The 22644-nt window shown below is 68.4% G+C and carries 18 protein-coding genes; 11 read left to right on the top strand and 7 right to left on the bottom strand.

The features are described from left to right. The first annotated feature begins 39 nt into the window (after positions 1-39). The 10 genes from uvrA (at position 40) to AS850_RS07120 (ending at position 11685) form a co-directional block, all read left to right on the top strand. Positions 40-2991: an excinuclease ABC subunit UvrA gene (gene uvrA, locus AS850_RS07165; RefSeq protein WP_442856911.1), complete on the top strand. Its 2952-nt coding sequence runs from the start codon at positions 40-42 to the stop codon at positions 2989-2991. Between the two features lie 18 nt (positions 2992-3009). Next, complete coding sequence (uvrC, locus tag AS850_RS07160) at positions 3010-4971, top strand: excinuclease ABC subunit UvrC (RefSeq protein WP_119868487.1); 1962 nt, start codon at positions 3010-3012, stop codon at positions 4969-4971. An 88-nt stretch (positions 4972-5059) separates the two neighbouring features. Continuing rightward, positions 5060-5896, top strand: coding sequence for an RNase adapter RapZ (gene rapZ / locus AS850_RS07155; RefSeq protein WP_236940898.1), 837 nt, complete (start codon positions 5060-5062; stop codon positions 5894-5896). Between the two features lie 192 nt (positions 5897-6088). Beyond that, positions 6089-7069 carry a DNA-binding protein WhiA gene (gene whiA / locus AS850_RS07150; RefSeq protein ID WP_119868486.1) on the top strand — a complete coding sequence of 327 codons (981 nt, stop codon included), beginning with the start codon at positions 6089-6091 and terminating at the stop codon, positions 7067-7069. Positions 7070-7259: 190 nt separating this feature from the next. Continuing rightward, entirely contained in the window at positions 7260-7883 is a 624-nt protein-coding gene (locus AS850_RS07145) for a superoxide dismutase (protein WP_119868485.1), read from the top strand. A 110-nt stretch (positions 7884-7993) separates the two neighbouring features. Then, positions 7994-8998: a type I glyceraldehyde-3-phosphate dehydrogenase gene (gap, locus tag AS850_RS07140; RefSeq protein ID WP_119868484.1), complete on the top strand. Its 1005-nt coding sequence runs from the start codon at positions 7994-7996 to the stop codon at positions 8996-8998. A 14-nt stretch (positions 8999-9012) separates the two neighbouring features. After that, complete coding sequence (locus tag AS850_RS07135; protein WP_119868483.1) at positions 9013-10224, top strand: phosphoglycerate kinase; 1212 nt, start codon at positions 9013-9015, stop codon at positions 10222-10224. Continuing rightward, positions 10218-11006, top strand: a complete 789-nt coding sequence (gene tpiA, locus AS850_RS07130) for a triose-phosphate isomerase (RefSeq protein ID WP_119868482.1) — start codon at positions 10218-10220, stop codon at positions 11004-11006. Before AS850_RS07135 ends, tpiA begins: the two co-directional genes overlap by 7 nt. Before the next feature lie 59 nt (positions 11007-11065). Continuing rightward, positions 11066-11317, top strand: coding sequence for a preprotein translocase subunit SecG (gene secG, locus AS850_RS07125; RefSeq protein WP_119868481.1), 252 nt, complete (start codon positions 11066-11068; stop codon positions 11315-11317). Continuing rightward, positions 11317-11685: an RNA polymerase-binding protein RbpA gene (locus tag AS850_RS07120; protein ID WP_119868480.1), complete on the top strand. Its 369-nt coding sequence runs from the start codon at positions 11317-11319 to the stop codon at positions 11683-11685. Before secG ends, AS850_RS07120 begins: the two co-directional genes overlap by 1 nt. Positions 11686-11852: 167 nt before the next feature. On the opposite strand, the gene pgl is transcribed toward AS850_RS07120, so the two are convergent. The 6 genes from pgl to tkt all read right to left on the bottom strand — a co-directional run bounded on the left by pgl (position 11853) and on the right by tkt (position 20116). Further along, positions 11853-12623, bottom strand: coding sequence for a 6-phosphogluconolactonase (gene pgl / locus AS850_RS07115; protein ID WP_119868479.1), 771 nt, complete (start codon positions 12621-12623; stop codon positions 11853-11855). Positions 12624-12668: 45 nt separating this feature from the next. Next, on the bottom strand, positions 12669-13619 hold the full coding sequence (locus AS850_RS07110; protein ID WP_119868478.1) for a glucose-6-phosphate dehydrogenase assembly protein OpcA: 951 nt from the start codon (positions 13617-13619) through the stop codon (positions 12669-12671). After that, the gene (gene zwf, locus AS850_RS07105) at positions 13616-15175 is read right to left on the bottom strand and encodes a glucose-6-phosphate dehydrogenase (RefSeq protein ID WP_119868477.1); all 1560 of its coding nucleotides are present in this window, start codon (positions 15173-15175) and stop codon (positions 13616-13618) included. Before zwf ends, AS850_RS07110 begins: the two co-directional genes overlap by 4 nt. A 95-nt stretch (positions 15176-15270) precedes the next feature. Beyond that, positions 15271-16866: a glucose-6-phosphate isomerase gene (locus tag AS850_RS07100; protein WP_236940869.1), complete on the bottom strand. Its 1596-nt coding sequence runs from the start codon at positions 16864-16866 to the stop codon at positions 15271-15273. Then, positions 16863-17990, bottom strand: a complete 1128-nt coding sequence (gene tal / locus AS850_RS07095; protein WP_119868476.1) for a transaldolase — start codon at positions 17988-17990, stop codon at positions 16863-16865. The genes AS850_RS07100 and tal overlap by 4 nt, the downstream gene beginning before the upstream one ends. 32 nt (positions 17991-18022) lie before the next feature. After that, a complete protein-coding gene (gene tkt / locus AS850_RS07090; RefSeq protein ID WP_119868475.1) occupies positions 18023-20116 on the bottom strand; it encodes a transketolase in 2094 nt (697 codons plus the stop codon). Between the two features lie 327 nt (positions 20117-20443). On the opposite strand from tkt, the gene AS850_RS07085 reads away from it, so the two are divergent. Next, positions 20444-21379 carry a heme o synthase gene (locus tag AS850_RS07085; protein WP_119868474.1) on the top strand — a complete coding sequence of 312 codons (936 nt, stop codon included), beginning with the start codon at positions 20444-20446 and terminating at the stop codon, positions 21377-21379. Between the two features lie 225 nt (positions 21380-21604). Here the strand turns inward: AS850_RS07085 and AS850_RS07080 are convergent, their stop codons facing one another. Beyond that, positions 21605-22570, bottom strand: coding sequence for a COX15/CtaA family protein (locus AS850_RS07080; protein WP_236940868.1), 966 nt, complete (start codon positions 22568-22570; stop codon positions 21605-21607). Between the last annotated feature and the right edge of the window lie 74 nt (positions 22571-22644).

Raw genomic sequence — 22644 nt, 5'->3', positions numbered from 1 at the left:
CCCGAAGCGACCGCCACGACCGAATTCCTCGGCACCGCCGTGGTCGCGAGCGTGGCCGACCCGGGCGACGTGTCGAAGCTCAGCGTGCGCGGCGCCCGAGTGCACAACCTCCGCAACGTCGACCTGGAGATCCCGCGCGACTCCCTGGTCGTCTTCACCGGCCTGAGCGGATCCGGCAAGTCGTCGCTCGCCTTCGACACCATCTTCGCGGAGGGTCAGCGCCGCTACGTGGAGTCGCTGTCGGCCTACGCCCGGCAGTTCCTCGGCCAGGTCGATCGCCCCGACGTCGACTTCATCGAGGGCCTGAGCCCCGCGGTCTCCATCGACCAGAAGTCGACCAACCGCAACCCGCGGTCGACCGTCGGCACGATCACCGAGATCTACGACTACATGCGTCTCCTCTGGGCTCGTATCGGGACTCCGCACTGCCCCGTCTGCGGCGAGAAGATCAGCAAGCAGACGGTGCAGCAGATCGCCGACCAGCTCATGACTCTCGAGACGGGTCGCCGCTACCAGGTGCTCAGCCCGGTCGTCTCGCAGAAGAAGGGCGAGTTCGTCGACCTCTTCAAGGAGCTGGCGTCCTCCGGTTACTCGCGGGCCATCGTCGACGGCGAGACCGTCCAGCTCAGCTCGCCTCCGCTTCTCAAGAAGCAGATCAAGCACGACATCTCCGTCGTCATCGACCGTCTCGTGGCCTCCGACGACGTGCTGACCCGTCTCACCGACTCCCTCGAGACCGCGCTTCGACTCACCGACGGCCTCGTGACGATCAACTTCGTCGACGAGAGCGGTCCGGAGGCGTTCCGGACGTTCTCCGAGAAGCTCTCGTGCCCCAACCAGCACCCGCTGCAGCTCACCGAGATCGAGCCGCGCACGTTCTCGTTCAACGCCCCGTTCGGCGCCTGCCCGGAGTGCTCCGGCCTCGGCACCAAGATGTCGGTCGACTCCGACCTGCTCCTCGGCGACGAGGAGCTGAGCCTCGCCGAAGGCGTGATCCTGCCGTGGACGAACTCCGGCAAGGGCCTCTACAACTACTTCCAGAAGCTCCTCGAGGGTCTCGCGAGCGATCTCGGCTTCAAGCTGAACACCCCGTGGAAGAAGCTCTCGCCCGAGGTGCGACGCGCAGTCCTCGAGGGCAACGACTTCGAGGTGACCGTCCGCTACCGCAACCGCTTCGGCCGCGAGATGAAGTACTCCACCGGCTTCGAGGGCGTCATGCCCTACATCGAGCGCAAGTACGCCGAGGCCGAGAGCGACTCGCAGCGGCAGCGGTACGCCAGCTACCTCCGCGAGATCCCCTGCGTCGTCTGCAAGGGAAAGCGACTCAAGCCCGAGGTCCTGGCCGTGCTGGTCGACGGCAGGAGCATCGCCGACGTCTCCGAGCTGAGCCTCAGCGACGCCTTCTCCTTCATGAACGACGTCGTGCTCACGTCTCGCGAGGCGCGGATCGCCGCACAGGTCCTCCGGGAGATCCGCGTCCGCCTCGAATTCCTCCTCGAGGTCGGTCTCACCTACCTGACGCTGGCGCGAGCGGCGGGGTCGCTCTCGGGAGGCGAGGCCCAGCGCATCCGGCTGGCCACCCAGATCGGCTCGGGCCTGACGGGCGTGCTCTACGTCCTCGACGAACCGTCGATCGGTCTCCACCAGCGCGACAACCGCCGCCTCATCGACACCCTCGTCAAGCTCAAGAACCTCGGCAACACGCTGATCGTGGTCGAGCACGACGAGGACACCATCCGCACCGCCGACTGGATCGTCGACATCGGACCGGGCGCCGGCGTCAACGGCGGCCAGGTCGTCCACTCGGGTGGATACGACGCACTGCTCGCCAACGAGTCGTCCGTCACCGGCGACTACCTCGCCGGTCGACGCTCGATCGACACCCCCTCGAAGCGACGCAAGATGGACAAGAACCGTCTCCTGTCGGTCGTGGGCGCGCGGGCCAACAACCTCGACAACGTGACCGTCGACTTCCCGCTCGGCACCTTCGTCGCCGTCACCGGCGTCAGCGGCTCCGGCAAGTCGTCTCTCGTCAACGACATCCTCTACCGCGTCCTCGCCAACGAGCTCAACGGGGCACGGCAGATCCCCGGGAAGCACACGCGCGTGACCGGCCTCGACAACCTCGACAAGGTGGTGCACGTCGACCAGGCGCCGATCGGGCGCACCCCGCGATCCAACCCCGCGACCTACACGGGCGTCTTCGACCGGATCCGGAACCTGTTCGCCGAGACCGTCGAGGCGAAGGCGCGCGGATACCTCCCCGGACGCTTCAGCTTCAACGTCAAGGGCGGCCGCTGCGAGAACTGCTCGGGCGACGGCACCATCAAGATCGAGATGAACTTCCTGCCCGACGTCTACGTCGCGTGCGAGGTGTGCGGGGGAGCGCGGTACAACCGCGACACCCTCCAGGTGCACTACAAGGGCAAGAACATCTCCGAGGTGCTCGACATGCCGATCAGCGAGGCCGCGGTCTTCTTCGAGCCGATCAGCGCGATCTCGCGCTTCATGAAGACGCTCGTCGATGTCGGCCTCGGCTACGTCCGCCTCGGCCAGAGCGCGACCACGCTCTCCGGCGGCGAGGCGCAGCGCGTGAAGCTCGCGACCGAGCTGCAGAAGAGGTCCAACGGTCGCAGCATCTACGTGCTCGACGAGCCGACGACTGGTCTCCACTTCGAAGACGTGCGCAAGCTCCTGCTGGTCCTCAACGGCCTCGTCGAGAAGGGCAACACGGTCGTCGTGATCGAGCACAACCTCGACGTCATCAAGTCCGCCGACTGGCTGATCGACATGGGGCCCGAAGGCGGCGCCGGCGGTGGGCGCGTGCTCGCGACCGGGACACCCGAGCAGTTGGCCAAGGTCGAGGAGAGCCACACCGGCCGGTTCCTGGCCGAGATCCTCTCGCAGAAGCCCGCAGGGCCGCGCCCGTCGACTCCCCGCTCTCCGAAGAAGAAGCAGGCGGCGGTCAAGGCCGGCGCGCTGAGCCGCTAGGAGCTGACCCGCGACCCGATGAGCAACACCGTATCCTGGCGCCCGAAGGCGGGCGACATCCCGACCCAGCCCGGCGTCTACCGCTGGCGCGACGAGCGCGGGCGCGTCCTCTACGTCGGCAAGGCGAAGAACCTCCGGGCGCGGCTGAGCAACTACTTCGCGCCCCTGCCCTCCCTCCACGAGCGCACCCGGCGGATGGTGCTCACCGCCAGGAGCGTCGAGTGGACGGTCGTCGGCACCGACATCGAGGCGCTCCAGCTCGAGTACACCTGGATCAAGGAGTTCGATCCGCCGTTCAACGTCAAGTTCCGCGACGACAAGTCCTATCCCTTCATGGCGATCACCCTGGCCGACGAGGCGCCGAGGGTGATGGTCACGAGGAACACGCGCATCAAAGGGGCCAAGTACTTCGGGCCGTTCCCGAAGATCTGGGCGGTGCACGACACGATCGACCTGATGATCAAGGTGTTCCCGATCCGCACCTGCTCCGACTCGAGCTACAAGAAGGCGATGCAGACCGGCAAGCCCTGCTTCCCCGGTCAGATCGGCCGCTGCGGAGGGCCGTGCTCCGGTCGGGTGACCGTCGAGGAGCACCGTGTCATCGTCGACGAGTTCATCCGCTTCATGTCGAGCTACGACCGGAAGGTCATCTCCCGACTCCAGAAAGACATGCGGGTGGCCGCGGAGGAGCAGCGCTACGAGGACGCCGCGCGCTTCCGCGACCAGGTCGGAGCGCTCGAGGCGGTCCTCGAGAAGTCCGCAGTCGTCCTCCGCGACTCCGTCGATCTCGACCTGTATGCGATCGCGGAAGACGAGCTCGCCGCGGCGGTCCAGCAGTTCACCGTCCGCGGGGGCCGGATCCGCGGTGTCCGCGGGTGGGTCCTCGACAAGGAGATCGACATCTCGACGGGCGACATCGTCGAGCAGGTTCTCCAGGACGTCTACTCCAAGGGCACCGAGCTCCCTCGGGAGATCGTCGTGCCGACCCTGCCCGACGACGCCCCCGCGCTCGAGACCTGGCTGTCCGACCTGCGCGGTCGCGGCAGGGTCCAGCTCCACACGCCTCAGCGCGGCGACAAGGCCAACCTCATGCAGACGGCCACACTGAACGCCGGCCAGTCGCTCATGCTCTACAAGACGAAGCGGAGCGCCGACTTCGCGACGCGCTCGACGGCTTTGGCCGACATCCAGGAGGCGCTGGGCATGGCCGATGCGCCGCTCCGGATGGAGTGCTACGACGTCTCGCACCTCCAGGGGACGAACATCGTCGCGTCGATGGTCGTCTTCGAGGACGGCCTCCCGCGGAAAGACCAGTACCGCCGTTTCAGCATCCCGTCCTCGACCGACGACACCGAGTCGATCTACCAGACGCTCTCGCGGCGTCTCGCTCGGCTCGATGACGAGACGGCGCCCGTGGAGGAGGTGGGGGAGCAGCGGAAGCGGTTCGCCTACCGGCCCAACCTCCTCATCGTCGACGGCGGCCAACCCCAGGTCGCCGCCGCACAGCGCGCGCTGGACGACCTCGGCGTGACGGGCATCCAGCTCTGCGGCATCGCGAAGCGGCTCGAGGAGATCTGGCTTCCCGACGACGACTTCCCCGTCATCCTGCCCCGCAACTCCGACGCCCTCTTCCTCATCCAGCGGATCCGCGACGAGGCCCACCGTTTCGCGATCACGTTCCAGCGGCAGAAGCGCAAGCGAGACATCTCGACCCAGCTGGCCGAGATCCCCGGGTTGGGCAAGGCCCGGGTGGCGGAGCTCCTGAAGCACTTCGGCTCGGTCGCCCGGCTCAAGAAGGCCTCACCCGCCGAGATCGCCGAGGTCCGGGGGATCGGGCCGACCCTGGCCGCGAGCATCACCGCGACGCTCGGCACCCGGCAGGAGGCCGAGGCGACGGAGGAGGCCGAGGCGACCGAAGAAGCCCAGGCGACGGGGGAGGCCGGTCGGCCCGAGCCCGTCGGCGTGTCGCGCGCCGAGTAAGATCGTCCCCGTCCGCGAGCCGCTATCGAAAGGGCGTGTGTCCGTGACCGACGCAGCCGAACAGCAAGACGTCCTGATCGTGACGGGAATGTCGGGCGCGGGGCGGTCCACGGTCGGCAACGCTCTCGAAGACCTGGGCTGGTACGTCGTCGACAACCTGCCGGCGCAGATGCTCCGACCCCTCATCGACCTCGCCGAGCGGGCGGGGGACTCCCTGCCCAAGATCGCCGCCGTGGTCGACGTCCGGGGCGGCCGCCTCTTCTCCGAGGCGCAGGAGGCGGTGCGCGCTCTGCAGAGCTCGATGCCGACGAAGGTGCGGGTCCTCTTCCTCGACGCGACCGATGCCGCCCTCGTGCGACGCTTCGAGCAGGTGCGGCGACCCCACCCGCTCCAGGGCGACGGCACGCTGCTCGACGGCATCCTGGCCGAACGCAGCCGGATGGAGGAGCTGCGCGAGACGAGCGACGTCATCATCGACACGTCCGAGTTCAACATCCACCAGCTCGCGACGTCCATCACGGAGATGTTCTCGGGCCCCGAGACGGCCGGCGTCCAGGTCACGGTCCTCAGCTTCGGATTCAAGTACGGTCTTCCCGCCGACGCCGACATGGTGGGCGACGCGCGATTCCTGCCCAACCCGTTCTGGGTGCCCGCTCTGCGACCTCAGAACGGCCTCGACGCCCCCGTGCAGGAGTACGTCCTCGCGCAGGCCGGAGCGCGCGAGTTCGTCACGGCCTTCGGCGCCGCCCTGGAGCCGGTCATGGCGGGCTATCAGCGCGAGAACAAGAGACACGCTACGATCGCCATTGGCTGTACGGGCGGGAAGCACCGGTCGGTGACCCTCGTCGGCGAACTCGCGGCCCACCTGCGCGGGCTCCCCGGGGTCGCCGTGAGCGTGAAGCACCGAGATCTCGGGCGGGAATGACCCGCTGCGACGTCCACGCCACACCGGCGAACCGGGTCGGTCGCCGGGCCCGGGCCGAGACGACCGACCGACGGCCGTCCGCTGCGGCTCCGTCTCCCCTCCATCCGTGAAGCGCGTGTCCGCACGCACGCCCCAGGGAAAGCGCCTCACCAGCGCCGACAGAACAACTCGAATCTCGTAAAGGAATGTGTCTTGGCTCAGACTGCCGACGTCAAAGAAGAACTCGCCCGCGTCGAGGTCGGCAAGACGACCGTCCGCGCGGCCGAGGTCGCGACGATCCTGCGCTTCGCCGGGGGGCTCCACGTCATCTCCGGCCGCATCGCCGTGGAGGCGGAGCTCGACAGCGCGCTCCTGGCCCGCCGCGTCCGCAAAGACCTGGCGGAGCTCTACGGCGCCCGGAGCGACGTCACGGTGATCGCGGCGACGGGCCTCCGCCGCACGAGCCACTACCTCGTCCGCATCCACGAGGCCGGCGAGACGCTCGCTCGGCAGACCGGACTGATGGACGCCAGGAGACGCCCCGTCCGCGGCCTCCCGAACCGCCTGACGACGGGGTCGCGCGACGACCTCGCGGCCATCTGGCGGGGCGCGTTCCTCGCGCAGGGCAGCCTCACCGATCCCGGCCGCTCGGCCGCCCTGGAGGTCGTGTGCCCCGGCAACGAGGCCGCCATGGCGCTCGTGGGAGCCGCGGGTCGCCTCGGGATCGCCGCGAAGGCCCGCGAGGTCCGCGGCATCCACCGCGTCGTCATCCGCGACGGCGAGGCGATCAGCGCCATGCTCAAGCAGATGGGCGCCGCCCGCAGCGTCGCCGACTGGGAGGAGCTGCGCCAGCGCCGCGAGGTCCGCGCCACGGCCAACCGCCTGGTGAACTTCGACGACGCCAACCTCCGACGCTCGGCCCAGGCGGCCGTGGCGGCCTGCGCTCGCGTGGACCGCGCCATGGAGATCCTCGGCGACGACATCCCCGACCACCTCCGCTACGCCGGCGAGCTGCGTCTCGCCCACCGCGACGCCAGCCTCGACGAGCTCGGGCACCACGCCGACCCGCCGATGACGAAGGACGCCGTCGCCGGCCGCATCCGGCGCCTCCTGGCCATGGCCGACAAGAAGGCCTCCGAACAGGGGATCCCCGGCACCGAGGCGAACCTCCCGGCCGACCTCGATCTCGACTGACGCAGGACCCCCGTCCCCGTGCCGCGAGGTCCCGGCCCCGCCCGGTCCACGGTCCGCCCGGCGTGAGGATTGCCTGAGCGTTCACGCGACGATCCATCTTCGTTCCCTGAGTCGTCACTAGACTTAAATCGTCCACCCGCCGGAGTCTCCGATCGCGGAGAAGGCGGGCCCTCGAGCTAGGAGACAGTTCATGGCTGAATACACCCTTCCCGACCTCGCGTACGACTACTCGGCTCTGGCGCCGAGCATCTCGGGCACGATCATGGAGCTGCATCACTCCAAGCACCACCAGACGTATGTCACGGGTGCGAACACGGCCGTGGCGCAGCTCGCGGAGGCCCGCGAGAGCGGGAACCTCGCGAACGTGAACAAGCTGGAGAAGGACCTCGCGTTCAACCTCGGCGGTCACGTGAACCACTCGATCTTCTGGACGAACATGTCGCCCGACGGTGGTGACAAGCCCACCGGCGACCTCGCCCAGGTCATCGACGACCAGTTCGGGTCGTTCGATCAGTTCACTGCGCACTTCACCGCGACCGCGCTCGGCGTGCAGGGATCGGGGTGGAGCGTCCTCGGGTACGACACCATCGGGAAGAAGCTGCTGGTGTTCCAGCTGTTCGACCAGCAGGGCAACGTGCCGCTGGGCATCGTGCCGCTGCTGATGCTCGACGTGTGGGAGCACGCGTACTACCTCGACTACCGCAACGTGCGCGCCGACTACGTGAAGGCGTTCTGGAACGTCGTCTCGTGGGAGAACGTCCAGGCCCGCTACACCACCGCCACCACCAAGACCGACGGACTCCTCGTCTTCTGACACACGAGGTGCCTCCTGCTACTGTCGTAAAGGCTGAAGCGCGAGGTCGCAGCCGCCGTTTTTCGCTGTACACAACCGCGTCGACAGACGCCTGAAAATCTGGAGTTCCCTTGAGCGTCAAGATCGGAATCAACGGCTTCGGCCGCATCGGCCGCAACTACTTCCGGGCCGCCCTCGCGAAGGGGAGTGACCTCGAAATCGTCGCCGTCAACGATCTGACCGACAACGCGTCCCTCGCCAACCTCCTCAAGTTCGACTCGATCACCGGTCGCCTCGACGCGACCGTCGAGCTCGACGGCGACACCATCGTCGTCAACGGCAAGCCGATCCGCGTGTTCGAGGAGCGCGACCCCGCCAACCTCCCCTGGGGCGAGCTGGGCGTCGAGATCGTCATCGAGTCGACCGGTTTCTTCACGAAGGCCTCCGACGCGCAGAAGCACATCGATGCGGGCGCCAAGAAGGTCATCATCTCGGCTCCGGCCACCGGCGACGACGCGACAATCGTGCTCGGCGTCAACGAGTCGACCTACGACCCCGCCAACCACCACATCATCTCGAACGCCTCCTGCACCACGAACAGCCTGGCGCCCCTGATGAAGGTCTTCCTCGACAACTTCGGTGTCGAGCGCGGTCTCATGACGACGGTGCACGCCTACACGGCCGACCAGAACCTGCAGGACGGCCCGCACAAGGACCCCCGTCGCGCACGCGCCGCGGCCCTCAACATCGTGCCGACCTCGACCGGTGCCGCCAAGGCCATCGGCCAGGTCATCCCGGAGCTCTCCGGCAAGCTCGACGGCTACGCTCTGCGCGTCCCGGTGCCGACCGGTTCGATCACCGACGTCACCCTCGAGACCTCGACCCCGGTGACCGTCGACCAGATCAACGCCGCCTACAAGGCCGCCGCGGAGGGTGAGCTGAAGGGCATCCTGCTCTATTCCGAAGACCCGCTGGTCTCGAGCGACATCCGCACCGACCCGCACTCCTCGATCTACGACTCCGGTCTCACCAAGGTGATCGGCAACCTCGTCAAGATCACGTCCTGGTACGACAACGAGTGGGGCTACTCCAACCGCCTCGTCGACCTCGCCGAGTACGTCGCGGCGAAGCTCTAGGCGCCGCTGCACCGATGCCTCTTCGCACTCTCGAGTCTCTCGGCTCCCTGGCCGGTAAGCGCGTCATCGTCCGTTGCGACCTGAACGTGCCGTTGAAAGACGGCGCGATCACGGACGACGGGCGTGTCCGCGCCTCGCTCGGAACCCTCGACACCCTGATCAACGAGGGGGCTCGCGTCATCGTGATCTCCCACCTCGGTCGACCCGACGGGGAGGTCAAGCCGGAGTACAGCCTCGCTCCCGTCGCGCAGCGACTCGGCGAGCTGCTCGGCACCTCCGTCGGCTTCGCTCCGGAGACCGTCGGCGACGAGACGGCCTCGGCCGTCCACTCGCTCGAGGACGGCCAGATCATCGTGCTCGAGAACCTCCGCTTCCAGGCGGCCGAGACCTCGAAGAGCGACGCCGAGCGGAAGGCCTTCGCCGAGCAGCTCGCCGCTCTCGGCGAGGCCTTCGTCTCCGACGGCTTCGGTGTCGTCCACCGCAAGCAGGCCAGCGTCTACGACCTGCCCCGGCTCCTCCCGAGTGCAGCAGGATCGCTCATCACGGCCGAGCTCGACGTGCTCGAGCGCCTCACCGAGAAGCCGGAGCGGCCCTACACGGTCGTCCTGGGCGGCTCGAAGGTCAGCGACAAGCTCGGTGTGATCGAGCACCTGCTGCCCCGCGTCGACAACCTCCTCATCGGCGGTGGGATGCTGTTCACCTTCCTGGCGGCGCAGGGCCACCAGGTCGGCAAGAGCCTCCTCGAGAGCGACCAGCTGGAGCGGGTCCGCGGCTACCTGCGCGACGCCGAGTCCCGCGGCATCCGACTGGTCCTGCCGACCGACGTGGTCGTGGCGGAGAGCTTCTCCGCCGACGCCGAGCACGAGACGGTCGAGGCCTCGGCCATCGAGTCGACCTCGTTCGGAGCGTCCGGCATCGGTCTCGACATCGGGCCCGACACCGCGAAGACCTTCGCCGACATCATCGCGTCGTCGAAGACGGTCTTCTGGAACGGACCCATGGGCGTCTTCGAGTTCGACGCGTTCGCGGCAGGCACGCGCGTCGTGGCCGACGCACTGACGCGGGTCGACGGCCTCGGCGTCGTCGGCGGCGGAGACTCCGCCTCGGCGGTCCGCGCGCTCGGCTTCCGCGACGACCAGTTCGGCCACATCTCCACCGGTGGTGGAGCCAGCCTCGAGTTCCTCGAGGGCAAGAAGCTCCCCGGACTGGAGGTCCTCGGATGGTAACCGCACGTCGCCCGTTCATCGCCGGCAACTGGAAGATGAACCTCGATCACCTGCAGTCGATCGCGTTCGTCCAGAAGCTCGCCTGGAGCCTCAAAGACGCCAAGCACGACTTCGCCAAGGTCGAGGCCGCGATCTTCCCGCCGTTCACCGATCTGCGCTCCGTGCAGACGTTGATCGACGCCGACAAGCTCGATCTCGAGCTGGGCGCGCAGGACCTGTCCGCCGACGACTCCGGCGCCTTCACGGGTGACATCTCCGGGGCCTTCCTCGCTCGACTCGACGTCAAGTACGTCATCGTCGGGCACTCCGAACGACGGACCCTGCACGGGGAGACCGACGAGATAGTCGCCGCCAAGGTGGCAGCGGCCCACCGCCACGGTCTGGTGCCGGTCCTCTGCGTCGGCGAGACCGCCGAAGACCTGGAGAAGCACGGCCCCAGCGCCGTGCCCACGGCCCAGCTCCGGGCCGCACTGGCGTCGCTTCCGAAGACGGCCGAGATCGTCGTCGCCTACGAGCCCGTCTGGGCCATCGGCTCCGGCCAGGCGGCGACGCCCGATCAGGCCGAGCAGGTCGCCGCAGCGCTCCGCGAGACGCTGGCCGAGGTCCTCGGGGCCGACGCCGCCTCGAGCACCCGGATCCTCTACGGCGGTTCCGTCAAGTCCGGCAACATCGCGACCTTCATGCGCGAGCCGAACGTCGACGGCGCCCTCGTCGGCGGTGCCAGTCTCGACATCCCGGAGTTCGCCAGCATCGTCCGTTACCAGAACCACGTCGGAGTCTGAGAACCGGCACAGCCCCGGTTATACTCGTTAGCGGCCATCCGCCACGTGAAAGGTTCTCCGTGCTAATTCTCCAGGTCGTATTGCAGGTGCTGCTCGGTATCACGAGCCTCCTGCTGACCCTGCTCATCCTGCTTCACCGCGGTCGCGGTGGCGGCCTCTCCGACATGTTCGGCGGCGGTGTCACCAGCAACCTCGGCGCGTCGGGTGTGGCCGAGCGCAACCTCAACCGGATCACAGTCATCCTCGGGCTCATCTGGATCGCGTGCATCGTGGTCCTCGGGCTCATCACCAAATTCTCAGCGGGGTCCTAATGGCATCAGGTGGCAGTGCAATCCGAGGCTCGCGTGTCGGAGCCGGGCCGATGGGGGAGCAGGATCGGGGTTACCACGCCGAGCGCATCACCATCTCCTACTGGGATGCCCTCGGTAACGAGGTCGTCCGTCACTTCGCGGCGAACGTCCCCGACGAGGAGATCCCCGAGACCGTCGACTCGCCGTCGAGCGGTCTCCCCGCCGGGCGCGACAAGGACAACCCGCCCGTCGTGGCCAAGCTCGAGCCCTACAAGACTCACCTCGCCTACGTGAAGGAGCGCCGCACCGAAGAGGAGGCGGCTCAGCTCCTCGACGAGGCCCTGCAGGCTCTGCGCGAGCGGCGCGGCAAGGTTCCCGCCAAGAAGTAGCGTCACGGCGACGACGGAAGGCCCGGCATTCGTGCCGGGCCTTCCGTCGTGATCCTGCGGGCCGCCGGCACGGTGCGGCGCTGTGGCGTTTCGGCAAAGAGAAATCCCCCGCGGGAACATCCGCGGGGGACAGACACCGCAACCGGCGACGTCTCAGTGGAGCCGTCTCAGTAGGTGGAGGCGATGAGCTGCTCGGGGACCTCGGCCGCGGCATCCTGGTCGACGAAGAAGACCGTGCGCTTGCGGCCCTTGACGCCCGCGACGGGCACCTGGTCGGCACCGGCGCCCGCCAGGGCGAGGCCCAGCGAGGAGGCCTTCTCGGCACCGGCGAGGATCATCCACACGCGCTGCGAGTTGTTGATGGCCGGGAGGCTGAGCGTCAGACGCTCCGGCGGCGGCTTGGGGCTGTCGTCGATCGTCAGCACGGTCGGCTCGGTCATGCCCACCTGCGGCTTGTCGGGGAAGAGCGACGCGACGTGTCCGTCGGGGCCCACACCGAGGAGCGTGATGTCGAAGCGGGGTGACTCGTCGTCACCCTGCGCGTGCGCCTTCAGCTCGGCGATGTAGGCGGACGCGGCCTCCTCGATGCTCTCGACCTCGCCGACCGCCTTGAAGCGGTGGACGTTCTCGGGGAGCACCCCGATGTGGTCGAGGAGGTCCACGCCGTTCTGGCGGTCGTTGCGATCGGCGTCGTCCGCTCCGACCCAGCGCTCGTCGGCCCACCACACGGACACCTTCGACCAGTCCACGCTGTCGCGAGCACCCGAGTGGTTGATGGCCGCCAGCACGAGCGTGCTCACCGACCCGCCGCTCAGGACGATCGAGGCGTAGTCCTGCTCCTCGATGACGTCGATGATCTTGGTGATGAATCGAGCGGCGACGGATGCGCCCAGTGATTCCTTGTCGGGGTGAACCAGCACCCGGCGTTCGTTCGTCACGTCTCAGTCTGCCTCAGTTACTCTCGGGGATCAGATCGCTCTGGATCAGTTGTTCTCTCGGTCGGCGCCCAGCTGGGCGACGCCCGTCTTCACGACGTTCCCGAAGAGGGAATCAGGGTCGAGTCTACGGAGTTCCTCGGCCAGGCAGTCGCGCAGGTTGCGGCGTGGCAGAGCCAAGTCGTGGGTCGGCTGTCCCGGCTGCGAGAGGGTCGCGACGTTCACGAGCGAGCGCTCGAGCTCGATGGGGCCGGATGCGCGGATCAGGCGGACCCCGTGGATCCCGCTCGACCCGGTGGCCCGCGTCGTCAGCTCGTGGTTCACCGGCACCTGCAGCTGGAGCCGCAGCCACGCCGCCAGGAGCAGCGTCGAGGGGGAATCCGCAGCGCCGCTCACCTCGACCGCCGTGACGGGCTCGTAGGGCGGCTGATCCAGGGCGGCGGCGAGCTGTGTGCGCCAGAGGGTGAGGCGCGTCCAGGCGAGGTCGGTGTCGCCGGGCTCGTACGTCTTGGCCAGGTCGACGATCGACTGACGGGGGTTGCTCTGTGCCGCGGCGTCCGTGATGCGACGCTGGGCGATGCGCCCGAGGGGAGACTCGGAGACGACGCTCGGCGCCTTGCCGGGCCACCAGGCCACGACCGGTGCGTCGGGGAGCAGGAGGCCCGTGACGAGCCCCTCCTCGTCGGTCGCGATGTCGCCGTAGGCGCGCAGGAGGATGACCTCGCTCGCGCCGGCGTCTCCGCCGACCCGGATCTGGGCATCGAGCCGCGCTTCCGCCTGACCCGGTCCGTCGACGTCGGTGGAGATGACGATGACGCGCATCGGGTGCTCACGGGACGCCTCGTTGGCGGCCTCGATGGCCTCCTCCTCGTGTCCGAGGTTCGTGGAGATGACGAGCGTCAGGACCCGGCCGAGGGCGACGACGCCGCCCTCCTCCCGGATCTTGACGAGCGCCTTCGACACGCGGCTGATGGTGCTGTCGGGAAGATCGACGATCACGGACGCCTCCAGGTGCGGCCGTCACGGGCCATCAGTTCGTCAGCGGAATGCGGGCCCCAGGTGCCGGGGCGGTACTGCTCCGGCTGCCCCTGGGTCGCCCAGAATTCCTCGATCGGGTCGAGGATGTTCCACGAGAGCTCGACCTCCTCGTGGCGGGGGAAGAGCGGGGGATCGCCGAGGAGCACGTCCAGGATGAGTCGCTCGTAGGCCTCGGGGCTTGCCTCGGTGAAGGCGTGCCCGTACCCGAAGTCCATCGTGACGTCGCGCACCTGCGTGCCGATGCCGGGGACCTTGGAGCCGAAGCGGAGCGTGACGCCCTCGTCGGGCTGCACGCGGATGACGAGCGCGTTCTGGCCGAGCTCGGCGCCGTCCTGCAGGCCGAAGACGTTCTCGGGGACGCGCTTGAAGACCACGGCGATCTCCGTTACGCGGCGACCGAGTCGCTTGCCGGCGCGGAGGTAGAACGGAACGCCCGACCAGCGGCGCGTGGCGATCTCGAGACGGATCGCGGCGAACGTCTCGGTGACCGACTCCGGGTTCATGCCGGCCTCGTCGAGGAAGCCGAGGACCTTCTCGCCGCCCTGCCAGCCACCGGAGTACTGACCCCGGGCGGTGCCCGTGGCGAGGTCCTCGGGGATCCGCACGGCGGAGAGGACCTTCTCCTTCTCGGCCCGGAGATCCTTGGCCTTGAAGCTGACCGGCTCCTCCATCGCGGTGAGGGCGAGGAGCTGCAGGAGGTGGTTCTGGATGACATCGCGCGCGGCGCCGATGCCGTCGTAGTAGCCGGCGCGGCCGCCCACGCCGATGTCCTCGGCCATGGTGATCTGGACGTGGTCGACGTACTTGGAGTTCCAGAGGGGCTCGTACATCTGGTTGGCGAAGCGGAGGGTCAGGAGGTTCTGGACCGTCTCCTTGCCGAGGTAGTGGTCGATCCGGAAGACCGAGTCGGGCTCGAAGACCGTCTCCACGACGGCGTTCAACTCGCGCGCCGTTTTCAGGTCGCTGCCGAAGGGCTTCTCGATCACGACGCGGCGCCAAGGGCGCTCGACGCTGTCGCTGGACGCGTCGTCGTCGACGAGGCCGGAGTTGCGGAGCTGCTCGGTCACGAGCGGGAAGAACTTCGGCGGGATCGAGAGGTAGAAGGCGTGGTTGCCCATCGTTCCGCGGGCGACGTCGAGCTCGTCGATGGTGGCCTTGAGCTGGGCAAAGGCCTCGGCGTCGTCGAAGTTGCCCTGGACGAACCGGATGCCCTCCTTGAGCTGCCGCCAGACGTCCTCGTCGAAGGGGGTGCGGGCGTGCTGCTTGACCGCCTCGTAGACGACCTGCTCGAAGTCCTGGTCCTCCCACTCGCGTCGGGCGAAGCCGACGAGTGCGAAGCCCGGGGGGAGGAGACCGCGGTTGGCCAGGTCGTACACGGCCGGCATCAGCTTTTTGCGCGAGAGGTCGCCCGTCACGCCGAAGATGATGAGGCCGCTCGGACCGGCGATTCGGTTGAGTCGTCGATCGGAGGGCAACCTCAGGGGGTTGAACTCCGGCGTGATTTCCACCGGTGCCATGTGTGGTGTCTGTGTCCTTGCGTTGTGGTGCTCGAGTGGTACTCCGGAACCGGGAGAGGCGGGCGCAGGAGGAATGCCCTGCGCCCGCCCCACGATCAACGGAGTGCGCTGAGGATGGCCGGCAACGCTGCCGCTACGTCCTTCACCGTGAGGGTGAGGACGGGTCGACCGTGCTCCGAGAGCACCTTGGCGTCGCCCGCGGCCTGAGCCGCGACGAGGGTGCCGAAGGTGAAGGGGCTGTCGGGGATCTCGAGGTCGGTCTCGGCGACCTGCGTGATCTGGAGGAAGACGCCGTTGGCCGGGCCTCCCTTGTGGTACTGACCGGTCGAGTGCAGGAACCGGGGTCCCCAGCCGAACGTCACCGGGCGCTGGGTGCGCGCCGCGAGGACGTCGCGGGTCTCCTCGAGCTCCGGGTTGTGAACCCGGTCGACGTAGGCCTGGATCGAGACGTAGCCCTCGTCGGTCAGCTGGGACAGGAGCCCCTCGACCGCGCTGGCGAGCGAGTCGCCGAGCTCGACTCCGCCGACCTCGCGGACCTCGACACCGTCGACCTCGAAGGCGGCGGGAGCCGGCTCCGGACGGTCGTCGAGGAGGGCCCGCGTGGCGATCTTGGCCGACTCGACGTCGGGCTGATCGAACGGGTTGATCTCGAGCAGTCGACCGGCGACGGCGACCGCGTACTCCCAGACCATGATCTGAGCGCCGAGCGATCCCGAGATCTCGACCTCGCCGGGGGCGACGTCGCGCGTCTCCTCGGTGTTGGCGACAAGACGGACGATCTGCACGTCGTGCAGGCCCTCCGTGATCTCCGGGGCGTCGAGACCGATCACGACCGGCAGGAGCCCACGACCGAGCTTGCCCGTCGACTCGGCGATCAACTGCTCTGCCCAGTCCGGGAAGCCCAGGATGTGGGTGCCGTCGGCCACGATGGCGATCTTGTCGCGGAGGGGCTTCGTGCCACCCAGCACCGCGCCCAGCACGAGGCCGGGGTTGTCGGCGCGATCCTGCGCGAGCTCGACGGTGACCGCGTCGGCCTCGGCGAGGAGCTCGCCGATGTCGGCTCCGGCCAGGCCCGACGGCACGAGGCCGAAGGCCGACAGCGCGGAGTAGCGACCGCCGATGTTGGGGTCGGCGTTGAAGACGACGTAGCCGGCCTCGCGCGCCGACCGATCGAGCGGCGAGCCCGGGTCGGTGACGACGACGATGCGCTCCGTGACGTCGTAGCCGGCGTCTCCGAAGGCCTTCTCGAAGGTCTTGCGCTGGCTGGCGGTCTCGACGGTCGAGCCCGACTTCGACGAGACGACGAGCACCGAGTGCTCGAGGTCCTCGTGGAGTGCGGTCAGGACCTGGGTCGGCTCGGTCGCGTCCAGCACGACGAGGTCGACGCCGTAGGTCCGCGTGATGACCTCGGGTGCGAGCGAGGAGCCGCCCATGCCGGCCAGGACGAAGCGCGTCAGGCCCTTGGCGGCGAGCTTCTCGCGGAGCTCGACGATCTGCGGGACGAGCGGGGCGGAGACGGCGACCGCCTCGGTCCAGCCCAGACGCTTCGCCGACTCCGACTCGGCGTCGGGACCCCAGAGGCTGGGGTTCTGTGCCGTGATGCCGGAGGCGACCATGTCGTCGACGAGGATCGGGACGACGCGCTTGACGGCCTCGAGAGCGTCGCCGCTCGCGGTGATGGCGACGGTCACTTGGCGGCCTCCAGAGCGGCCGTGACGGTGTCCAGCAGTTCGTTCCAGGAGACGATGAACTTCTCGACGCCCTCGGACTCGAGAGCCGCGGTCACCTCGTCGTAGGAGACGCCCTGGGCCGCGATGGCGTCCATGACCTCGTTGGCCTTCGCGTAGGACCCGGTGATGGTGTCGCCGGCGATGACGCCGTGGTCGAAGGTGGCCTCGAGGGTCTTCTCCGGCATCGTGTTGACGACGTCGGCCGCGACGAGCTCGACGACGTACGTCGTGTCGAGGACCGCGGGGTCCTTCACGCCGGTGGACGCCCACAGCGGGCGCTGCTTGTTGGCGCCGGCGGCGATGAGGCCCTGGGCGCGCTCGGTCTCGAAGGCCTGCTGGTACACCTGGTAGGCGAGCTGGGCGTTCGCGACGCCGGCCTTCGACTTCAGGGCCTTGGCCTCGTCCGTGCCGATCGCGTCGAGGCGCTTGTCGATCTCGGTGTCGACGCGCGACACGAAGAACGAGGCGACGGAGTGGATCTTCGTGAGGTCCTTGCCCGCGGCCTTGGCCTGCTCGAGACCGGTCAGGTAGGCGTTGATCACGGCGCGGTAGCGCTCGAGCGAGAAGATCAGCGTGACGTTGACGCTGATGCCCTCGGCGATGACGGCGGTGATGGCCTCGAGTCCCTCGACGGTCGCGGGGATCTTGATGAGGACGTTCTCGCGGTCGACCTTCGTGAACAGGCTCTTCGCCTGCTCGATGGTCCCGGCGGCGTCGTGGGCGAGGCCGGGCTCGACCTCGATCGACACGCGGCCGTCGTAGCCGGCGGTGGCGTCGTAGATCGGCTTGAAGACGATGCACGCGTCGGCGACGTCGTCAGTCGTGATCTCGAAGACGGCATCGGTGACCCCGGTGCCGGCCTTGGCGAGCTCGGCGACCTGCTCGTCGTAGGCCTCGCCCTTGGCGAGAGCCGACGCGAAGATGGTCGGGTTCGTGGTGACGCCGACGACGTTCCGCTCGGCGATCAGCTTCTGGAGGCCCTCGGCCTTGATGCGCTCGCGCGACAGGTCGTCGAGCCAGATGCTGACGCCCGCGGCCGAGAGCTCTGCGGTGGGGGTGGGGGTGGAGGTGGATGTGTCGGTCATGTGTGTCGTTACCTTCTGTACTGGCCGGGCGCTCAGAGAGCGGCCAGCGAATCCTTGGCCGCGGCGACGGCGGCTTCCGTGGTGATCCCGAACTTCTCGTACAGGGTCTTGTAGTCGGCCGAGGCACCGAAGTGCTCGATCGAGACGCTGCGTCCGGCGTCACCGACGATGCCCTTCCAGGACATCGACACGGCGGCCTCGATGGAGACGCGCGCCTTGACGCCGGCGGGGAGGACCGACTCGCGGTATTCGGCGCTCTGCTCGTCGAACCACTCGAGCGACGGGGCCGAGACGACGCGGGCGTTGATGCCCTCGCCGCGCAGGACCTCGCGGGCCTCGACGGCGATCTGGACCTCGCTGCCGGTGGCGATGAGGAGGACGTCGGGCGTTCCGCCCGGGGCCTCGGCGAGGACGTAGGCGCCCTTGGCGACGTTCTTGGCCGACGCGAAGGTCTCGCCCTCGGCGTCGCCGTCGCCGCGCTCGAACACGGGGAGGTTCTGGCGGCTGAGCGCGAGACCGGCGGGGCCGGAGTGACGCTGCAGGATGGTGAGCCAGGCGTAGGCGGTCTCGTTGGCGTCGGCGGGACGCACGATGTCGAGCCCCGGGATCGCGCGGAGGGCGGCGAGCTGCTCGACCGGCTGGTGGGTCGGGCCGTCCTCGCCGAGCGCCACGGAGTCGTGGGTCCAGACGTAGGTGACCGGCGACTTCATCAGGGCCGCCAGGCGGACCGCGGGGCGCATGTAGTCGCTGAAGATCAGGAACGTGCCGCCGAACGGGCGCGTGTTGCCGTGGAGGGCGATGCCGTTGAGGATCGCACCCATGGCGTGCTCCCGGATCCCGAAGTGGAGGACGCGTCCGTAGGGGTTGCCCGTCCACTCGTGAGTCGACCACTCGGTCGGCACGAACGACTGCGCGTTCGTGATCGTCGTGAGGTTCGACTCGGCGAGGTCGGCCGATCCGCCCCAGAACTCGGGGACGACGCCGGCGATGGCGTTGATGACCTTGCCGGAGGCGGCTCGGGTCGAGACGTCCTTGCCGGGCTCGAAGACCGGGAGGGCTTCTGCGAGGCCCTCGGGCAGGTCGCCCGCGAGGATCCGGTCGAGGAGGACCTTCTTCTCGGGGTTGGCCGCAGCCCACTCGTCGAGACGGGCGTTCCACTCGGCGTGCTGCGCCTGGCCGCGCTCGACGGCCTTGCGGGTGTGCTCGAGCACCTCCGGGTCGACGTCGAACGACTTGTCGGGGTCGAAGCCGACGACGCGCTTGAGCGCGGCGATCTCCTCGGCACCCAGGGCGGAGCCGTGCGACTTGCCGGAGTTCTGCTTGGTGGGGGAGGGCCACGCGATGATCGTCTTCAGGATGATGAGCGACGGCTTGTCGGTCACGCCCTTGGCGCGGTCGATGGCGTCGTTGAGCTCCTGCACGTCTTCGACGTACTCGCCGGTCTTCTTCCAGTCGACGACCTGGACGTCCCAGTCGTAGGCCTCGAAGCGCTTGTGGACGTCCTCGGTGAAGGCGATGTTGGTGTCGTCCTCGATCGAGATCTGGTTGGAGTCGTAGATCGCGATGAGGTTGCCGAGCTGCTGGTGGCCCGCGAGGGACGCGGCCTCGCTGGTCACGCCCTCCTGCATGTCGCCGTCGCCGGCGATCACGTAGACGAAGTGATCGAAGGGGCTGGTACCGGCAGGAGCCTCGGGGTCGAAGAGACCGCGCTCGAAGCGTGCCGCGTACGCCATGCCCACGGAGCTGGCGAGACCCTGGCCGAGCGGGCCGGTCGTGATCTCGACGCCGTCGGTGTGGCCGAACTCGGGGTGGCCCGGGGTCTTGGAGCCCCACGTGCGGAGCGCCTCGAGGTCCTCGAGCTCGAGGCCGTAGCCGCCGAGGTAGAACTGGATGTACTGCGTGAGCGAGGAGTGCCCGACGGAGAGGATGAACCGGTCGCGACCGATCCAGGTGCTGTCGCTGGGGTCACGCCGCATGACCTTCTGGAAGAGGAGATAGGCAGCGGGTGCCAGGCTCATCGCCGTTCCGGGGTGGCCGTTTCCCACCTTCTCCACCGCATCGGCCGCGAGGACGCGAACCGTGTTGACCGCCTTGTTGTCAATGGATTCCCATTGCAGATCTGCCACTTGAAGATGACCCTTCTTGATGCGAGATAGCACGGGTTTCGCCCCCGCACTGACATGGCGCCTGCCGAGGCTCCGTCGACTCAGGCTTATCGGCCCCGCTGCAGACATGCGTCTAGGGCGACATCGACACGATCAGTGAGGTCGGCGCCCGGGTGCTGCAACTGGCAAGCACCTGCCAGTATAGGGAGGTACCGGGTTCCGCCGTCCGCTCGACGTCGTGCTTATCGCCGTGAGCGTAGACATTCATCGTTTAGACTCTGCCAAGGCCGAGGTCGGGCTCTCCGACGGCCGCCCGCCCCACTCCGGGGCCCGTTTCCCAGAGGACGTATGACTGCTGCACTCGACACTCGCTCCGGCCCCGAAGCGGGTCGAGCCCGCATCGGCGTCAAACGCAAGGTCCGTGCGTACGTCTCCCTCACCAAGCCCCGGGTCATGGAGCTCCTGCTCGTCACGACCGCTCCGACGATGTTCCTCGCCCAGGGCGGCGTGCCCAATCTCTGGCTCATCGCGGCGACGCTGATCGGCGGCGCCCTGAGCGCCGGCTCCGCCTCCGCGTTCAACTGCTACATCGACCGCGACATCGACCGCATCATGAAGCGCACCAAGGATCGCGCGCTCGTCACGGGCGACGTCAGCGATCGCGAGGCTCTCGTGTTCGCCTACGTCATCGGCGTCGCCTCGATCGTCTGGCTCTGGTTCACGGTCAACCCGCTCTCCGCCGCCCTGTCGCTCGGCGCCATCCTCTTCTACGTCTTCGTCTACACGCTCTGGCTCAAGCGCCGCACCCCGCAGAACATCGTCTGGGGCGGCATCGCCGGATGCATGCCGGTCCTCATCGGCTGGGCGGCCGTCACCGGGTCGCTCACCTGGGCCCCGGTCATCCTGTTCCTCGTCATCTTCCTCTGGACCCCGCCGCACTACTGGCCGCTGTCGATGCGCTACCGCGACGACTACGCGTCGGTCAACGTGCCGATGCTGGCCGTCGTCCGCGGTCGCGCCCACGTCGGCCTCCAGGTGATCCTCTACGCGTGGGCCACCGTCGCGTGCTCGCTGCTGCTCGTGCCGGTCGCGCACATGGGAGTCGTCTACACGGCGGTCGCCGTGGCGAGCGGGGCCTGGTTCATCTGGGAGTCGCACCGCCTCTACGGTCGTGCCATCCAGCACGTCGCCGAGGTGCAGCCGATGAGGGTCTTCCACTCGTCGATCACGTATCTGACGCTGATCTTCCTCGCGGTCGGGATCGACCCGCTCCTGCCCTTCTAGGCAGCTCCACCCCGCGCGCGCGCTGCGCCCACGCCCCCGGCGAGACTCCACGACACGCCACTCGCCTTCGCCCGGCGTGGCCAAACGCGGAGTCTCACGTCACGCAATCCCGCGCGCGCTGCGCCCACGCCCCCGGCGAGACTCCACGACACGCCACTCACCTTCGCCCGGCGTGGCCAAACGTGGAGTCTCACATCCTGCGGTCCCTCGGCGCGCCGCCGAACGTCAGGCCGCAGCGACCTCCGCCGCCTCGGGCACCGGCTTCGTCAGGTCGGCGTCAGCCCGCAGCGTCAGCACGACCGCCGTCATCGCCCCCACGAGGAGGCCTGCCAGGACCATGTGCGTGCCGACGAGCCCGGCGGGGAGTCCCGTCCGCGCCTGGGTGAGCCCCACGACGATCTGCAGCAGCTCGACACCGAGCAGGAGAGACGGGAACCGTCGCGGCAGCCCGGAGCGGAGCGCCCCGACGACGAGCACGAGCGTCAGGGCGAAGAGCACGTACGCCGGGATCGCGTGCACGTGCTGGATGACGGTCGTGTCGAATCCGTTGCGATGCGTGTTGGCGTCTCCGGCGTGGGGGCCGGCACCAGTGGTCAGGATGCCCAGGACCACCGTGATCCCGACGAACACCGCTGCCACACGAGCCAACGTGGCGTACCACGACGGCGTCGCCGACGAGGTCCCGCGCGGCCCGCGGTAGGCCCGGTAGACGAGCGTCGCGGTCAGGGCCACGAGGATCATCGAGATCACGAAGTGCGAGCCGACGACGTACGGGTTCAGCTTGGCGAGCACGCTCAGACCGCCGACGACGGCCTGGAACGGGATGCTGAGTCCCTGGATCAGGGTCAGGCGGAAGAGGTCCCGCCGCTGGCGACGGAATCGCAGGATGCTGACGAACGCCGCGATCACGATGATCACGAGCACGAACGTGAGCAACCGGTTGCCGAACTCGATGATCCCGTGGATGCCCATCTCCGGCGTCGAGACGAACGACCCGTCGGTGCATTGGGGCCAGGTCGGGCAGCCGAGTCCGGACCCGGTGAGGCGCACGAGCCCGCCGGTGCCGATGAGCACCACCTGGCAGACGAACGACGCCCAGGCGAGGAATCGCACGCGGCGGTCGACGGTGTCGGGCAGCCAGGACCATACTCGCGAAACCAGTCCGGTGGCCGTTGCCTGTGCGTTGCTCACGGATTGCTGCCCTTCGTCACTTTTCGAGCCTCGACCTGTAGAATCGTGGGGTTCGGGAATACATCCGGAACGGG

The organism is Frondihabitans sp. 762G35 (assembly GCF_002074055.1).
GTDB lineage: Bacteria > Actinomycetota > Actinomycetes > Actinomycetales > Microbacteriaceae > Frondihabitans.
This window is presented reverse-complemented; position numbering and strand designations above follow the sequence as displayed.

What these genes read in the sequence shown, in the direction of transcription:
- uvrC (WP_119868487.1), top strand. Translation starts at nt 3,010, where the DNA reads ATGAGCAACACCGTATCCTGGCGCCCGAAGGCGGGCGACATCCCGACC.
- rapZ (WP_236940898.1), top strand. Translation starts at nt 5,060, where the DNA reads ATGTCGGGCGCGGGGCGGTCCACGGTCGGCAACGCTCTCGAAGACCTG.
- AS850_RS07145 (WP_119868485.1), top strand. Translation starts at nt 7,260, where the DNA reads ATGGCTGAATACACCCTTCCCGACCTCGCGTACGACTACTCGGCTCTG.
- tal (WP_119868476.1), bottom strand. Translation starts at nt 17,990, where the DNA reads ATGACCGACACATCCACCTCCACCCCCACCCCCACCGCAGAGCTCTCG.
- tpiA (WP_119868482.1), top strand. Translation starts at nt 10,218, where the DNA reads ATGGTAACCGCACGTCGCCCGTTCATCGCCGGCAACTGGAAGATGAAC.
- AS850_RS07135 (WP_119868483.1), top strand. Translation starts at nt 9,013, where the DNA reads ATGCCTCTTCGCACTCTCGAGTCTCTCGGCTCCCTGGCCGGTAAGCGC.
- zwf (WP_119868477.1), bottom strand. Translation starts at nt 15,175, where the DNA reads ATGGCACCGGTGGAAATCACGCCGGAGTTCAACCCCCTGAGGTTGCCC.
- AS850_RS07085 (WP_119868474.1), top strand. Translation starts at nt 20,444, where the DNA reads ATGACTGCTGCACTCGACACTCGCTCCGGCCCCGAAGCGGGTCGAGCC.
- AS850_RS07120 (WP_119868480.1), top strand. Translation starts at nt 11,317, where the DNA reads ATGGCATCAGGTGGCAGTGCAATCCGAGGCTCGCGTGTCGGAGCCGGG.